Annotated in this window: 14 protein-coding genes and 3 pseudogenes; 11 read left to right on the top strand and 6 right to left on the bottom strand. The window is 70.1% G+C overall.

The window, feature by feature from the left end; genetic code table 11:
- Both ABZ840_RS37455 and ABZ840_RS37450 read left to right on the top strand, forming a co-directional pair.
- Nucleotides 1–1,650: pseudogene (locus ABZ840_RS37455) on the top strand (hypothetical protein); the annotation flags it as partial.
- Between the two features lie 4 nt (nt 1,651–1,654).
- Nucleotides 1,655–2,272 carry an XRE family transcriptional regulator gene (locus ABZ840_RS37450; protein WP_361568492.1) on the top strand — a complete coding sequence of 206 codons (618 nt, stop codon included), beginning with the start codon at nt 1,655–1,657 and terminating at the stop codon, nt 2,270–2,272.
- A gap of 125 nt (nt 2,273–2,397) precedes the next feature.
- Here the strand turns inward: ABZ840_RS37450 and ABZ840_RS37445 are convergent, their stop codons facing one another.
- Nucleotides 2,398–2,595: a hypothetical protein gene (locus ABZ840_RS37445; RefSeq protein ID WP_361568489.1), complete on the bottom strand. Its 198-nt coding sequence runs from the start codon at nt 2,593–2,595 to the stop codon at nt 2,398–2,400.
- Between the two features lie 1,024 nt (nt 2,596–3,619).
- On the opposite strand from ABZ840_RS37445, the pseudogene ABZ840_RS37440 reads away from it, so the two are divergent.
- A pseudogene (locus tag ABZ840_RS37440) lies at nt 3,620–4,369 on the top strand (PP2C family protein-serine/threonine phosphatase); the annotation flags it as partial.
- A 12-nt stretch (nt 4,370–4,381) separates the two neighbouring features.
- Here the strand turns inward: ABZ840_RS37440 and ABZ840_RS37435 are convergent.
- Nucleotides 4,382–4,489: pseudogene (locus tag ABZ840_RS37435) on the bottom strand (IS5/IS1182 family transposase); the annotation flags it as partial.
- 105 nt (nt 4,490–4,594) lie between these two features.
- Between ABZ840_RS37435 and ABZ840_RS37430 the strand changes: the two are divergent.
- The 5 genes from ABZ840_RS37430 to ABZ840_RS37410 all read left to right on the top strand — a co-directional run bounded on the left by ABZ840_RS37430 (nt 4,595) and on the right by ABZ840_RS37410 (nt 7,533).
- Nucleotides 4,595–5,275, top strand: coding sequence for a hypothetical protein (locus tag ABZ840_RS37430; protein ID WP_361568486.1), 681 nt, complete (start codon nt 4,595–4,597; stop codon nt 5,273–5,275).
- A gap of 394 nt (nt 5,276–5,669) precedes the next feature.
- A complete protein-coding gene (locus ABZ840_RS37425) occupies nt 5,670–5,927 on the top strand; it encodes a hypothetical protein (RefSeq protein WP_361568483.1) in 258 nt (85 codons plus the stop codon).
- A gap of 416 nt (nt 5,928–6,343) precedes the next feature.
- Nucleotides 6,344–6,733, top strand: coding sequence for a hypothetical protein (locus ABZ840_RS37420; protein ID WP_361568480.1), 390 nt, complete (start codon nt 6,344–6,346; stop codon nt 6,731–6,733).
- Nucleotides 6,640–7,041 (top strand): DUF4232 domain-containing protein, encoded by a 402-nt coding sequence (locus ABZ840_RS37415; protein ID WP_361568477.1) that lies wholly within the window; start codon nt 6,640–6,642, stop codon nt 7,039–7,041. Before ABZ840_RS37420 ends, ABZ840_RS37415 begins: the two co-directional genes overlap by 94 nt.
- 252 nt (nt 7,042–7,293) lie before the next feature.
- Nucleotides 7,294–7,533 (top strand): hypothetical protein, encoded by a 240-nt coding sequence (locus tag ABZ840_RS37410; protein WP_361568474.1) that lies wholly within the window; start codon nt 7,294–7,296, stop codon nt 7,531–7,533.
- 357 nt (nt 7,534–7,890) lie between these two features.
- Here the strand turns inward: ABZ840_RS37410 and ABZ840_RS37405 are convergent, their stop codons facing one another.
- Nucleotides 7,891–8,643: a glucose 1-dehydrogenase gene (locus ABZ840_RS37405; protein WP_361568472.1), complete on the bottom strand. Its 753-nt coding sequence runs from the start codon at nt 8,641–8,643 to the stop codon at nt 7,891–7,893.
- Complete coding sequence (locus ABZ840_RS37400) at nt 8,640–8,957, bottom strand: hypothetical protein (RefSeq protein ID WP_361568469.1); 318 nt, start codon at nt 8,955–8,957, stop codon at nt 8,640–8,642. Before ABZ840_RS37400 ends, ABZ840_RS37405 begins: the two co-directional genes overlap by 4 nt.
- A 71-nt stretch (nt 8,958–9,028) precedes the next feature.
- Here ABZ840_RS37400 and ABZ840_RS37395 point away from each other — a divergent pair, with 71 nt between their 5' ends.
- On the top strand, nt 9,029–9,916 hold the full coding sequence (locus ABZ840_RS37395) for a LysR family transcriptional regulator (protein WP_361568466.1): 888 nt from the start codon (nt 9,029–9,031) through the stop codon (nt 9,914–9,916).
- Here ABZ840_RS37395 and ABZ840_RS37390 read toward each other — a convergent pair.
- Nucleotides 9,900–10,301 (bottom strand): helix-turn-helix domain-containing protein, encoded by a 402-nt coding sequence (locus ABZ840_RS37390; RefSeq protein WP_361568463.1) that lies wholly within the window; start codon nt 10,299–10,301, stop codon nt 9,900–9,902. The genes ABZ840_RS37395 and ABZ840_RS37390 overlap by 17 nt on opposite strands.
- 149 nt (nt 10,302–10,450) lie before the next feature.
- Here ABZ840_RS37390 and ABZ840_RS37385 point away from each other — a divergent pair, with 149 nt between their 5' ends.
- Nucleotides 10,451–11,419 carry an NADPH:quinone oxidoreductase family protein gene (locus ABZ840_RS37385; protein WP_361568460.1) on the top strand — a complete coding sequence of 323 codons (969 nt, stop codon included), beginning with the start codon at nt 10,451–10,453 and terminating at the stop codon, nt 11,417–11,419.
- Here the strand turns inward: ABZ840_RS37385 and ABZ840_RS37380 are convergent.
- On the bottom strand, nt 11,377–12,486 hold the full coding sequence (locus tag ABZ840_RS37380; protein ID WP_361568458.1) for a WYL domain-containing protein: 1,110 nt from the start codon (nt 12,484–12,486) through the stop codon (nt 11,377–11,379). The two genes, ABZ840_RS37385 and ABZ840_RS37380, sit on opposite strands and share 43 nt — an antisense overlap.
- Nucleotides 12,487–12,581: 95 nt before the next feature.
- On the opposite strand from ABZ840_RS37380, the gene ABZ840_RS37375 reads away from it, so the two are divergent.
- A complete protein-coding gene (locus tag ABZ840_RS37375) occupies nt 12,582–13,820 on the top strand; it encodes an FAD-dependent monooxygenase (RefSeq protein WP_361568455.1) in 1,239 nt (412 codons plus the stop codon).
- Nucleotides 13,821–14,055: the final 235 nt, after the last annotated feature.

The following is a 14,055-nucleotide window of genomic DNA, read 5'->3' as shown; positions in this document are numbered from 1 at the left end:
GCGGCTGCCGAGTATTTCGGCCTACCGTCGGTACTGGAGGATCGGCGCGGGCTGCGGCTGGCGGAGGATCATCCGGTGGTCAAGCAGACCACAGGGGCGGGATGGAAGCTGACCGGACGGGGTTTCGGTCCCTGGACCCGCCTCTACCGGCCGATCAAAACCAAGGGCGAGCGACGGCAGTGCGTGCAGCTGGCCATTCTGCCCTGGAAGGCGCTCGCCCCCCGCGCCTGGGGCGCGGCCGACCAGCTCCCGCCGCCCGACCTGGCGGACCTGCTCGGCACGTATGCCGAGCGTGTCATCACCCCGCTGGGCTCGACCGGGGTGTGTGGGCTGGAGCTGCTGACCCGTCTGCGGCCCGCCACCCGCGCGGTGCAGGACGAGACCGGGGCCTGGGTTTCCGCCCCCAACCCCGAGGGCCTGAGCGAACCGGTGGACCCGGCTCCGCCCGAGGCGCGTCCCGAACACCCCCTGGCCCAGGGCTGGGAGGGCGGCTTCCTGGAGGAGGAGGCGTTTGAGTGGGTGCGCGATCCGGCGTTGCTCTCGGCGGAGGAGCGGGGGATGCCGTGGGTGGTCGGCCTGGACATCAACGCCGCCTTCCTCGCCGCTGCCGCGTCCCTGACCGTCGGATTGAGTGAGCCGGTCCACTATGTGCGGCCGCGCTTCGATCGCAAGGCGGTGGGCTGCTGGCTGGTCGACCTCTCCCACATCGAGCTCGATCCGCGCCTGCCCAACCCCTTCACCAAGACCGGCCAGCGCCCGAGGGGACCTGCCTGGTACGCCACCCCCACCATCGAATACGCCGTCCAGCTCGGCCACCCCGTCGAGCCGCTTGAGGCATATCTGCGGACCCGCACCGGCCCCTACCTCAAGCCTTGGTATGACCGGCTCAGCAACGCCTACACCGCCGCCATGGCCGACCTCGGCATCACCAAGGACCTGGACGCAGGCGCGTTCCTGGCGCCGATGGCCCTGCACCAGCTCCTCAAGGGTGCCGACGCCGGCAACCTGGACGCGGTACGCCGGCTGGCGGCCGAGCGGGAGGCCCTGGCCGGCCCGCCGGAGCTGACCGAGGCCCTCAAAACCCGGGGGCAGCAGCCGATGCGGCTGCTGCTGGCCGACCCGAACGTCCTGGAGCACCTGGCCACCGCGGACGATGACGCGCTGCTGGACCTGATCGACCGCCACCAGCGCACCGCGATGGGCTTCTCCGCCATCAAGCAGACCGCCAAGGACACCATCGGCAAGCTGCGCGAGGGCCCCCGCGGCCTCCATTACGAGATGGGGGAGCGGTGGCCGGCGCTGGAGCGTCCGACCTGGCGCCCGGACATCCGCGCGATGGTCATCTCCAAGGCCCGCATCAACATGCACCGCAAGATGGCCAAGCTCGCCGAGCTGACCGGCGCCTACCCGCTCGGGGTGCTCTCCGACTGCGCCGCCTACCCCGCGGCCAGCCCGTTCCCCGCCGACCTGCTGCCGCCCAGCACCAACCCGCAAACCGGCCGCCCCTCGGGCACCTTCCGCCTGGGTGTGACGCCGGGCCTGGCCAAGCACGAAGGCACCCAGACCATGACCTGGGCCCTGGACCTGATGAAGCAGGGCTACAATCCCGCCCGCCACATCAAGGGCGAGCCCGCCGCCACCGGAGAGTGAGCCGATGACCACCAGCCCGCCCGGCACCCGCATCCACGTCAGCGCTTCCGCGGCGCGCGCCATCGATACCGCCATCGACGACGCCGTCGAGCGCGCCTCCTTTGAGACCGTCACCAAGGCGCCCCCGAAATCCGCCCAGGCGCAGATGCGGTTCCTGACCAAGACGGAGAAGGGCTCCACCAAGGCCGTCGCCGCCCGGCTCGGCGTCTCCCGGCGCACGGTGGAGCGCTACCTCGCCGGCCAGCACAAAACCCCCCGCGCGGCCCTTCGGGAGGCGCTGGGGCGGGAGGTCGCGGGGTCCTGGCAGCCCCGGGTGCGTCAGCGGGCCCGCAAGCGCGCCGCGACCACCGCCGGGCTGGCCATCGAGACCCGCGCCACCTTCGGCTACGAGGCCCCCGCCGGCACCACCGACGAAGCCCGCGAACGCCTCATCCGCGTCGACCTCCCCGCCACCTACGCGAACCGCATCTTCACCGCCCAACGCGGCGAAAGCTCCCAAGAACTCCGCGACATCATCGCCGAGGGACTCGCCGAGGTTTATTTCCGCGACGGCGGACGCCGCGCCCAGGGCCTGGATGTCGTCCTCACCGATATCGACTACATCGACATGCGCTTCAAATAACCCTGCCTGGCTTGGTTCACGAGAACGGGCTGCTGCTGGATATCACGGGCTGGGCGCGGGGGGGGGGAGGGGAAGTGACCGTCACCGACTTCGCCTGCCCGCCTGGGGCCGGCCGGTATCCGGGATCAAGAAGCCATGGCGGCGAGGGCGGCGGTGATGGCGGCTGCGAGGGTGAGCGTGGCGGTGAAGGCGGTGGCCGCCTGCTTGAGGGCGGCCGGGTAGCTGGCGCCGTCCAGGCGGGCGAGCTTGCCCGCGCCGGCGGCGGCGAGCAGCGCGAAGACGGTGATGAGCGCGGCGGTGAGTGTGACAACGGCGACGGACACGGCAGACTCCCTGGAAGAGGCGGGGTGTTGACGTAATCGAGAGTCGAGGAGGCGGTGTGCGCCGGGGTTCGCCGCGGACGATGATGAACACCGTCGAACACGAACGACGCCGGGGGCGAGACAGATGCCAAGCGAGCAGAGTAAGCCCGAGGCGGCCCTCGCTGAGCTGTGTGAGCGGCTGAGTAACGGGCTGGCCCGCTCCGGGCTGGACAAGACCCAGCTGGCGCGCCGGGCCGGACTGGGGCGCACAACTGTCTCGGAGGCCTTCCGCTGTGAGACGCCCGTGCCGTCGGCCAGGACGGTGGCGCTGCTCGCCCGCAACCTGGGGCTGTCGGAGGCCAAGCTCCTGAACTTGCAGCGAGCCGCCGCCACTGGCGACCAGAAACCCGCCGGCGAGGAGGACCAGCGACCGGGCGCGCCGCTCATCAGTACGCCCCCGCTCAAGCGCTCCCCTGCTGTGTCGTCCGCTGCAGTCCCGCCGGGCGCACCTGAAGAGGCCGTCGCCGCTCTGCGTCTCGAAGTGGACCTCGAACGCGCCCGCCACACCGAAACCCGCCTGCGCTATGCCTTGAAAGACGCCCAGTTCCTCATGACGATTCTGTGGCGCATCATCAGCGCCCTGAGGGACATCATCTCCGGCCACGACAGCCTCCAGGCCCGCGCCCGACACGCCGACGCCGACCCTGCCGAACTCGCCCGGCTGCGGGAGGAGACCCAGCAGGCCGTGGCGCATAAACGCACCGCGCACGAAGAGGCCGACCGTGCCGCCGCCCGCATCCGCACCCTCGAAGCACTCTGGGAGCAGGCGCGCACAGAAGTGCATCGCCTCGCCGCACACCCCGACGCCGTCGAACTCACCCCCCTCGCGTCCGACCCGGCCCTCTCCCGGCAGCCGCTCCTTCCGCACGACCTCCTCGCCCAGCCGGCCCTGGAGGACATCGCCGCGGCTCTGCGCAAGGCCCAAGCCATCAACCGCCAAGAGGAACACACAGCTGAGGACTTTCAGCACACTCGCATCCCCTTCAACCAGTTGCTCCAGCGCAGCCTGCTGCCGTTCGAACTGCCGGACGTCCCCGGTGTCGAGGTCGAAGTCATCTACCGTGCGGCGGGGGAGGGCAACGAGGTCGGCGGCGATTTCTACGACCTCTTCCCCATCCGGGAGGGCGTGTACGGCTTCGCCATCGGCGACGTCTGCGGCACCGGCCCCGAGGCGGCGGCCGTCACGGGCCTGGCCCGGCACGCGCTGCGGCTGCTCGCCCGCGAGGGACTCGGGGGCCCGGCCGTGCTGGAACGGCTGAACGCGGCGATCCTCGACGAGGGCGCCCGCAGCCGCTTCCTGACACTGCTGTACGGCCAGCTGTGGCCGCAGCCCGACGGCAGCGCAACCCTGAAGCTGGTCTGCGCCGGGCATCCGCTCCCGCTCCATCTGCGCCCGGACGGCACGGTGGAGCCCGCGGCCAAGCCCCAGCCTCTCCTCGGAGTGATGGACGACCTGGAGCTGCACGAGGAGACGGTCACGCTGGATGCGGGCGACGTCCTGCTGTGTGTCACGAACGGCGTGACACAGCGCCGAGAGGGCTCGCGCATGCTGGGCGAGGACGGCCTCACGGACGTCCTCACCACGTGCACGGGACTGACAGGAGGAGCGGTCGCGGCCCGCATCCTGCGGACGGTGGAACGCTTCGCCGCCGAGCCCGCCTCAGACGACATGGCGATCCTGGTGATGCACGTCCCCGAGACCCAGAAGGCGAATCTCCCAGGCCACACAACCTAGCCCTACGAGCGGGCGGGTGGCGATGCTTCGCCACGCCTTCAGCTTGTTGAGCAGTCGCCCGTGGGTGTTCCGCTCCTTGCACAGGTCGGTGTCGTGGCTGACGGGCCAACCGCCCGTGCTGTCCGTCCTTTGCGGTTGGCGGCCTGGTCCATGTGGCGCAAGGTCTGCTCGGCTGGTCGGGTGGGAGACTGAGTTGGGACGTGATGACCTTAAGGAGTTCAAGGCATGGCAAAAGGTGCCCTCGATGGACCGGTTCCGGCAGCAGCCGTACGCGGGCAGCGAGTCCTCGACCTCCTGGACAAGGCAATCGACATCCAGAGCCCCTTGGTGCGCAAGAACATCGCCCGGGCCCGCCAGCGGAACCCAGAGGCGACACCAGCACAGGTGATCCGCAATCTGGAGCGCATGTACATCAGCGCCCTGACCGGGACGGGCGCTGCGGTTGGAGGAGCTGCAGCCGCGCCCGGCATCGGCACGGGAGTTGCCCTGGCCCTGTCGGCCGGCGAGGCGCTCTCATCTCTTGAGCTGAGCACCCTCTTCGCCCTCTCGATCGCTGAAGTCCACAAAGTCCCCATCGATGAGATCGAGCGCCGCCGAACGATCGTGATGGGAATCATGCTCGGCGGGACCGGCTCCGCCACCATTACCAAGGTCGCCGAGCGTACGGGGCAACACTGGGGACGTCAGGTTGTCGCCAAGGTGCCTGTGGAGACGTTGCGTCAGGTCAACAGGATCTTGGGGAGGAACTTCGTCACGAAGTACGGGACCAAGCAGGGAATCATCGTTCTCGGTCGGGTGGCACCGTTCGGCATCGGCGCTGTGATCGGTGGTGGCGCCAACGCTGCCATGGCCACTGCGGCTCTGAGGGCCGCTCGTCGCGCATTTGGCCCGCCTCCGACGTCGTAGCCTGGCTGACGCGCAGCCCCACCGCCGCGCGCCTGACCGAGCAGCACCCGGCGCACTTCGTCGGCTTCGACCTCCTCCATCAGGACATCGACCTCACGTCCCGCCCTACGCTGAGCGCCGGGCCGCCCTGGAAGCCCTCTTCGCCGACCATCAGCTCGGCGCGTCGCGGACGTTGTGCCCGATGGCCACCGATGAGGCGACCGCGCGGGAGTGGTTGTCCTGGTCGGTGGTCGGTATCGAGGGCTGCGTCTTCAGGCGGCTGCAGCAGCCGCACCTTCCTGGCAAGCGTGCGGGTGGGGGCGGAAGTACCGAGTGCGGGAGTCCACCGAGGCCATCGTCGGCGCCGTCACTGGCTCCCTGCACCGGCCCGGCACGCTGCTCCTCGGCCGCCTCGATGAGGCCGGCCGCCTGCGCCACCTGCAACTGGACGTACGACGGCACCCACCTCTACGGATCCGACAGCGAGACCGTGCCCGCGGAGCGGACCTACTGGACCGACGACCAGGGCATCCTGACCACCAAGAAAAGGGCGGGCGTCGGCCAGACCTGGACAGTCGCCCCCTGGAAGCCCACCCCCACAGGCAAGGCCGACGGGACCGCCCTGGTGCTCACCGGCCTGCTCGGGCCCCTCGCCGGCATCTTCGGAGGCTGATACAGGACGGCCCGCCCGACCAGCCTCCCCGGCCTATCAGCGGAGCCTTCACGCCGTCCAAGCCCTGGCGTGAGGGCTCCACCCGCCTTCTGCGCACTTGATTTAGCGAGACCGCCAAATCAAGTGCGCGGTCACACCTCGAAGGGGGTAGACAGCCCGTTGCCCGCTGACGCACGCCTGGGGCCCGCCGTTCGCAGAGCCAGGCGCTCGGCTGTCGCCCGCCTTTGGACCGCCCAGCCCGGCCCCGGGCTGGGCGGCGAGGGGCTGCAGGCTGCCAGCAGTTGGGCTTCACCGCACGGTGTGTTTGCGGGACGTGAGTGAGGCGTTTCCGGGACGTCAGCGGCTCGGGGAAAGGTGGTGCCCACACCGCGGGAACGACGCAGAAGGCTCCCGCACGAAACGCAGGGGAACCGATCATGCGTACTGCCCGGATTCGTACCGCCACCCTGGCAGCCGTCACCGCCGCGCTGGCGCTGGGCCTGACGGCCTGCGGTGGCGCGGACGACAGCGGTTCGAAGGCGGCGGGCGGCGACAGCGCCGCCGGCACCACGCAGAACCGGTCCGCCTCCCACGGGGAGAACAAGGGCGGTGCGGAGCAGGCAATCGGCGGCGGCACCAAGGAGGACGTGCGCTCGGAGGCCGCCCCGGGCGGTACGCAGGAGGCCGCGGGCAAGGGCCAGGCGGCCGGTTCCCAGCAGTGCCGGGGGATGAGTTGCTGCTGGCCGCGGTGCACCGGTTCGCCGGGCAGCAGGGCGACCATCTGCTGGTCACCGCCTCGAACGAGGGCAGCAAGCCGTGCTGGGTGACCTCCTTCCCGTCCGTGAAGCTCGGCGGCGACGTCGACGTGGCCGCACTGCCGCACTCGAAGAAGGACAAGCCGGGCGGGACCAAGCACCTCATGCTCCGGCCCGGCGGCAAGGTCTACAGCGCGGTCAACCTCTTCGACTACGGTTCGGGGCATCACACGGAGCAGTCGTTCTCCCTTGCGCTGCGCGGCGCGGACGGCCAGGCCGGCCCGTCCTTCTCGGTCGCTCTCAAGGGGGAGAAGCCGCAGTTCAGTTGGAACGAGGCGGACGTGCTGAACTGGAGCACCGCGAGGCCGTACGACTTCTAAGCGTCCCGCCGGCCACTGATCTGACCACTGAAGCCTGCCCGAGTAGTGCCGGGCAGGAGTTGAGCCCACGCGGTCGAAGGATTCGGCCGCCCCGGGGCCGGCCGGCGCTCCGCCGGCCTCCGGCATTCTGGTCCGTGCGGTGCCCGAAGCGCGCAGCGCAGCCACACCGGGCCGGTCACGCCGCCCCATGGGAACGGTGGCGGTACGCCTCCTGGCGTGCCCACCGTGTACGTACAGCAAAGGGAGAAAAGTATGCGCAAGTTCAAGCGGGCAGCCGTTCTCGGCGCCACCGTCCTGGCCTTCTCCGGGGCCGCCATCGGCGTCTCCCAGGCAGCCACGCAGCACACCACGGAGGTGCCCGGCAAGATCGCGACGGACTGCAACAAGGCCTCGTTGGGTCAGGGCAACAACGTCGTCATCGACTTCTGCGAGCAGCAGGACCTGCCCGCCAACTCCACCCCCACCATCACGATCTACTGGCACTACGCCTGACCGTGACCACGTCCGGCGCCCGGTGGTGAGGCCACCGTTCCCCCTTCCCGTCCCCCTGCTGAGTGCGCACCTGACAGAGCGGGCCACGGGCCCTCACCCGTAACCGGCACCGAAACCGACGGACGACGGCTCCCCCGCTCCTGGCCAGGGCGGGGGAGCCGTCGCCCGTGCGCCCGGGCGGGCGCCTGGGCGCGCCTGACACACCGCTTCCGAGAGCGGCCGGCACCCAGCTACCCCATGGCGGCGGCCACGGTCTCCAGGACGGCGCGCTGCTGCGCGCTGATGGGGACGTTGGCCTGGCGTAGCGAGCGAAGCGTGGTGCCTTCCGCGCACAGCCGGCACAGCCCGGGAATGGGGTCAGGCGCGGCGTCCGCCGTCGACCGCCAGCGTGGTTGCTGTGATGTAGGAGGATTCGTCCGAGCACAGCCAGACGGCGGCGTCGGCGATCTCGTCCGGGGTGGCGAGACGGCCGAGCGGGGTGAGTGCCTCGTGCTGGGCGACCATCCCGGTTCCCTCGGTGGTCCGGTCCAGGTGTGCGGTGCGGGTCATCCCGGGGGCGACCGCGTTGACCCGGATGCCGTCGGCGGCGTAGTCGACGGCGGCAGCCTTCGTGAGTCCGACGACGCCGTGCTTGCCGGCCACGTACGCCGGGGACAGCGGGATGGCGTACAGGCCGCCGCCGGAGGCGATGTTGACGATCGCTCCGCCCCCGGCCCGGCGCAGTTCGGGAATCTCGTGCTTGAGGCAGAAGAACGTGCCGGTCAGGTTGATCCGCAGCACGCGTTCCCACTCCTGTGCCGGCATCCCGGTCAGCTGCCGGCCGCTCGACGGGACGCCGGCGTTGTTGACCGCCACATCCAGCCGCCCGAACTCGGCGACGGTCCGGCCGATCGCCGACCGGACGGAGTCCTCGTCGGCGATGTCGACCGGGGCGGCGATCGCCCGCCCGCCTGCCCTCGTGATCTCCTCGGCGGTCTCTCGCGCCGCGGCCTCGTCCAGGTCGAGGACCGCCACCGCCGCGCCGCGGCGGGCGAGACCGGACGCGATGGCGCGTCCGATCCCGCTGCCGGCCCCGGTGACCAGGCCGACCCTGCCGGAAAAGTCGCTCACGCCAGCGCCTCGTGGTTCGCCCACGCCGCCTTGAACGGGTAGCGGGTGCGCCAGGTGTCGAAGACCTCGCCGACCTCCGGCGCGGCGAACAGGGTTCCCAGCGCCTCCACGTCGGCGGCGCCGAGCTGGACGACGGCGGTGGCGATGAACGCCGGGATCTGCTCCTCGCCGGGGACCGGGATGTGGCGCTGTGCGGCGAACGTCTGGAGTATGCCGGTGCCCTTCGCGGCCTTTTCGAGGTCCGCGAGGTACTGATTCAGGTCGGCGTCGGGAATCGGTTCGGTGAACTGTACGAACATGGTGTGCTGCATCATGACTCCATATGACCACCGGATATCCGGCCGCGTCCAAGGCCTCTTCCGCAGGTATTCGATAACCTGAAGGAATGGATCTGTTGGAGGTCAGGGAGCTGCGGTACTTCGTCACCGTCGCCGAGGAGCTGCACTTCGGCCGCGCCGCCGACAGGCTCGCCGTCGCGCAGCCCGCTCTGTCGAAGACCATCAAGCGCATCGAGGCCCGGCTGCGCGTCACGCTCTTCGACCGCACCAGCCGCAGCGTCGTACTGACGTCCGCGGGCGCGGCCCTGCTGGAGCACGGTCGGCATGCGCTGAACGCGATGACGGTCGCCGTGCAGAACACCCAACGCGCCGCCGACGACGCACCGCTCAGGTTCGTGATCAAACCCGGAGGAGACGCGAACCTGCTCTCCGGAATCCTCGCCGCCTACGCGGAGCAGCCCGGTGCCCGGCGGGTCGACATCCTCTTCAGCGGCGCCACCGACCGCACCGATCACCTGCGCGACGGGCGCGCCGACGCGGGCCTGCTCTACGCCCCGTTCGATGACCTCGGAGGGCTGGCCACCGAAACCCTCCACGTCGAGGACCGGGTGGCCGTCCTCCCCGAAAACCACCGGCTCGCCGGGCGCGACAGTATCTCCCGGGAAGACCTCAGCGACGAGGTCTTTCCAAGGTGGCCGGGCGTCCCCGGCGGCGGCAGCGGCTCCGAGGTCGCCGATGCCGGCGAACTCACCGCTCTGGTGAGGATCGGCCGCGTCGTCGCCGTCCTGCCCCGCTCGCTCATCACGCCCGTACCGCCGGGCATCGTGTGCATCTCCGTCCCCGACGCGGGACCGAGCCGGATCGTCATCGCCCGCCGGGACGACGACCAGCGCGAGCACGTCACCGCACTCATCGCCGCCGCCGCAGCACTGCGTCATCGGACCCAAGTGCTTGTTTCTGAACTGGGAGTGTCAGAGGTCAGGTGTGATTCTTGACAGACTCGGCGGGCAGGGTGCTGGCGCGGGCGTCGTATTCCACGCGGGCGTTGTCGATGTGCGCCAGGTGCTCGATGGTCCACTGCCGGAGGGGCGCGGTGGCTTCATGGAGCGTTCTGCCCATCGGGGTGAGCTCATAGGTGACGTGCGGCGGCATGACGTTGTGGACGGTGCGGGTCAGGATGCCGTCCCGTTCCAGGCTGCGCAGGGTCACGGTGAGCATGCGCTGGCTGACCCCGTCGACGGCTCGCTTGAGTTCGGTAAAACGGCGTGGTCCCTGACCGAGGCGGCACACGACCAGGAGCGACCACTTGTCCCCGACCATGCCTAGGACGACACGGGCCCGGCCCGGGCCCTGCTGCGACTGACTGTCCGTCGGGGTCATCGTTACCTCCAGGGAACCAGGACACCAGAAAGTGCCTTATTGCTCGGGATGCGGCTGGGGCACCACGATGGTCGCGGTTCTTAAAGAGTACCGAGGCGTGAAAAGTAACTGCGCCTTCCGCCCTGTTGCCCTACCTCAGGAGCACCCCCATGCGTGCTGTCCACATCACCAGCCTCAAGGGCCCCACCGCGATAGAGGTCGTCGAAACTGACGAACCGACGGCCGATGCCGAGTCGGTCGTCATCGACGTGCACGTCGCCGGCGTGACGTACCCGGAGGTCGCGCAGAGCTACGGTACGTACCATCTGCAGCGGGCACAGCCCTTCATTCCGGGCGCCGAGGTCGCCGGCACCGTCCGGTCCGCGCCCTCGGACAGCGGCCTGACGGCCGGGCAGCGGGTCGCGGCCTTCCCCGGGGTCGGCGGATACGCCGAGACGGTGGCCGCCCCGCCGACGGCGGTCTTCCCGCTCCCCGACAACGTGTCCTTCGACGTGGGCGCGGCCCTGCCGATGAACTATCTGACCATGCACTTCGGCCTGGTGCGCCGGGCGCAGCTGAAGCCGGGTGAGACGGTTCTCGTGCACGGAGCAGCCGGCGGCGTGGGCACCGCTGCCGTGCAGTTGGCCACCGCACTGGATGCCAAGGTGATCGCGGTCGTGTCCGAACCGGGAAAAATCGATACGGCGAAGACCGCCGGCGCCGACGAGGTCGTCGTGGCAGACGCCTTCGAGGACGCAGTGCGGGAACTGACCGGTGATCGCGGCGTGGACATCGTCGTGGATCCGGTCGGAGCCGACCGGGTCTCCGGCTCGGTGCGCGTCCTCGCGCGTGAGGGCCGCCTTCTGGTCATCGGCTCGGTCGGCGGTGACGTCGCCCAGGTCAAGGTCGACAGTCTTATGCGCAACAACCTCAATGTCTCGGGAGTTGGCTGGGGCGCGTTCTGGAGCGAGGAGCCTTCCTATCTGCAGGAGCAGTGGGCCGCGCTACTGCCTCTCCTGCGGGCCGATCATCTTCAGCCCGTGATGGGGCGGCGCTTCCCGCTTGAGCAGGCATCGCAGGCTCTGCTCGAACTCGATCAGCGCCGCGCGCAAGGAAAGGTGCTGCTGGACGTCCGGTGAGGCGACCCGGCCGGATCGCAGCCGAGGTGCTGCTGGACGCCCACTACCAGTCGGTGATGGACCGGGGCCGAATGGAAGTGGTGTGCGGCGGTGGCCAGCCGGTGGGCAAGCCGTCGGCAGGCATCGGCGAGTTCGGGCGGGTGAAGGTCGGAGAGTTCGGTGTCGAAGGTGGCGAGGATTCCGGCGATGCCGGCCCAGGACCAGGCACCGAGGGTGAGCCGGCAGTGCTCGGTGTCGAGGTGTTCGACGACCGAACCGCCTGGTGCCCAGCGGGCGACGACATCGGCCGACAGGTTGAGCCGGGCCCTGCCGGTGCATTCCCAGGCGGCGGGGGTGTCGCCGCGGTCATGACTGCTCATGACGAAGTCGGCGAGGTCGTGGTGGGGGAACGGGCGCGGACTGAAGGGGCGCGCCGTGGGGCGGAGGCGAAGGCGGTTGACACGGTGTACTCGCCACTGGTGATCTTCGAGGTCGTAGGCGACCAGGTACCACCGGCCTGACCAGATGACCAGGTGATGGGGCTCGATGCGGCGGGCGGGCAGAAAGTCGTCGTCCCCGGTTCCGGGGCGGGAGCCGTCGGCGCGCAGCGTTTCCGCGAGGAGTACGTGGCGGTGGCGCACCGCGGTTCCCACAGCGGTGAGCGCGGCCGAGTCGATGGGGGGTGCCGGGAACTCCCAGTAGTTGCGCAGCCTGGTCAGGTGGAGGGATGCCATGGATGCCCGCAGCGCGGCGGGCAGGGCCTGTTCCAGGGTGGTCAGGGCCCGTGCCGCATCGTCTTGGAGGCCGAACACCGTGCTGGGCGCGGTCTGCAGGGCCACCGCGACGGCAAGAGCCTGGTCGTGGTCGAACACCAGTGGCGGGAGGGTGTGCCGTGCGCCGAGCCGGTATCCGCCGTCGGGTCCGTGGACGGTGGTGATCGTGTATCCGAGCTCGCGCAGGGTCTCGATGTCGCGGCGGACGGTGCGCTCGCTGACCTCCAGATGGCCGGCAAGCTCGCGCAGCGGCCACTGACGGCGTGATCCGAGCAGGGACAGGAGCCGTAAGGCCCGTCGTGAGGTGTTCGCCATCGTTCCATCATGACCGGTAGTGGCCACTCGATGTCCACTACCGGTGCCAGTGTCGAGCGCCGGAGCAGGCCGACAGTGGCGAAAGGACCGAGGGAATGCGTGTTGTAGTGGTCGGTGGCGGAATCGGCGGACTCGCGCTGGGGGCAGGATTGCGCCGCCGGGGGTTCGAGGTGGCGGTGTTCGACCGCGACGCCGATGTGGCGGCCACAGGCGGCTACCACATCACCCTGGACGAACAGGCCCAGGCGGCATTGCGGGAACTGGTGGCGCCGGAGATCGTGCGGCGTCTGCTGGCGTCCGCCTCGGCGCTGAGGCTGCGCGACCGTGATGCGTTCTGGGACCGCCGCGGCCGACTGCTCGGCCGCGGCCCCGATCTCACCGGTGACGCCAGCATCGATGTCGACCGCATCACGCTGCGCCTGCTGCTGGCGGAGGCGGTCGGCGATGACCTGCATCTGGGGCGAACCGTGTCCGGCGTCGGCCACGACGACGACGGCACACCCCACGTGCTGTTCGCCGACGCGGCGCCTGTCCTCGCGGATCTGGTGGTAGGTGCAGACGGCGTCCATTCCCTGGTCGCCCGGCATCTGGCGGGAGGCCCGACGAACCGCCCGGCGGGCATCATCGGGTTTTCCGGCCGGACCCTCCGCGGGGACCTGAGCCCCGGTGAACAGCGGCGGCTCGGACTGCGGTCAGGGACGGCGATGGGACCGCGGGGCGCGGCGCTGTATGTCGGTTTCCTCGACCCCGTGGGCAACGCCGCGCTCGACGCCCCCGGATTGCGGATGTCCGTCACCACGGGCCCGACCTACATCTGGGGCGCCATGTTCCCCGAATCCGCCGCGACCGACTCCCTTCGCGACCTGGACGGAGACCAGCTGCAGGACGCGTTGCTGCGAGGGTTTCGCGACCGGGGCTGGGCCGGGCACACGCTGGAGGTCATCGCCCGCGCCGACCCGTGCAGCGTAGCCGCGTTCCGTTTCAACGCCGCCTCGACCCGGGCCGCCGAACTCGCGCCGTGGCCTGCGGGCCGTATCACCGCGCTGGGCGACGCCGTCCACGCGACACCGCCCACCGCCGGGAAGGGGGCCGGCGCGGCCATCCGCGATGCTGCAGCTCTGCTTCAGGGACTGGGCGACGTCGCTGACGGCGGCAGCACGCTGGTCGAGGCGGTGAACCGATTCGAGGCAGGCACACGCTTGCGCGGCAGCGAGGTTCTCACCCTGGCCATGCGAACGGTCCGCCTGATCCTGGCCACTGACACCACGTTCGGCGCCGCCGCCACCGCCGTGACCACCCCGATACTGGCCGCTGCCGCCCGGCTACGTCATTGACGAAACTGCGGGCGCAAGCCGACGGCCCCCCCGACACTCAGCTCGTTCTTAACCTCGTGGTGTTCGACGTCGACAAGGCCCTGGACCGGGTAAAGCCCGATCAGTAGGTGCCAAGCTGCTTCAGCGACCTACGATGCTGAGGAAGTCACTACGTTGCACCTGAGTTTCTCCACTACGTCGGCTCGGAACAGGATGCTGGCCCGTTCATCGAGGACCACGTCGCTTACCTGGAACG

This window comes from Streptomyces sp. NPDC047117, from assembly GCF_040643545.1.
GTDB lineage: Bacteria > Actinomycetota > Actinomycetes > Streptomycetales > Streptomycetaceae > Streptomyces.
Note: the sequence above shows the minus strand (reverse complement) of the source record. Positions and strands in the feature narration are given on the sequence as shown.

What these genes read in the sequence shown, in the direction of transcription:
- ABZ840_RS37410 (WP_361568474.1), top strand. Translation starts at nt 7,294, where the DNA reads ATGCGCAAGTTCAAGCGGGCAGCCGTTCTCGGCGCCACCGTCCTGGCC.
- ABZ840_RS37450 (WP_361568492.1), top strand. Translation starts at nt 1,655, where the DNA reads ATGACCACCAGCCCGCCCGGCACCCGCATCCACGTCAGCGCTTCCGCG.
- ABZ840_RS37395 (WP_361568466.1), top strand. Translation starts at nt 9,029, where the DNA reads ATGGATCTGTTGGAGGTCAGGGAGCTGCGGTACTTCGTCACCGTCGCC.
- ABZ840_RS37385 (WP_361568460.1), top strand. Translation starts at nt 10,451, where the DNA reads ATGCGTGCTGTCCACATCACCAGCCTCAAGGGCCCCACCGCGATAGAG.
- ABZ840_RS37425 (WP_361568483.1), top strand. Translation starts at nt 5,670, where the DNA reads ATGAGGCCGGCCGCCTGCGCCACCTGCAACTGGACGTACGACGGCACC.
- ABZ840_RS37390 (WP_361568463.1), bottom strand. Translation starts at nt 10,301, where the DNA reads ATGACCCCGACGGACAGTCAGTCGCAGCAGGGCCCGGGCCGGGCCCGT.
- ABZ840_RS37420 (WP_361568480.1), top strand. Translation starts at nt 6,344, where the DNA reads ATGCGTACTGCCCGGATTCGTACCGCCACCCTGGCAGCCGTCACCGCC.
- ABZ840_RS37380 (WP_361568458.1), bottom strand. Translation starts at nt 12,486, where the DNA reads ATGGCGAACACCTCACGACGGGCCTTACGGCTCCTGTCCCTGCTCGGA.
- ABZ840_RS37400 (WP_361568469.1), bottom strand. Translation starts at nt 8,957, where the DNA reads ATGATGCAGCACACCATGTTCGTACAGTTCACCGAACCGATTCCCGAC.
- ABZ840_RS37375 (WP_361568455.1), top strand. Translation starts at nt 12,582, where the DNA reads ATGCGTGTTGTAGTGGTCGGTGGCGGAATCGGCGGACTCGCGCTGGGG.
- ABZ840_RS37430 (WP_361568486.1), top strand. Translation starts at nt 4,595, where the DNA reads ATGGCAAAAGGTGCCCTCGATGGACCGGTTCCGGCAGCAGCCGTACGC.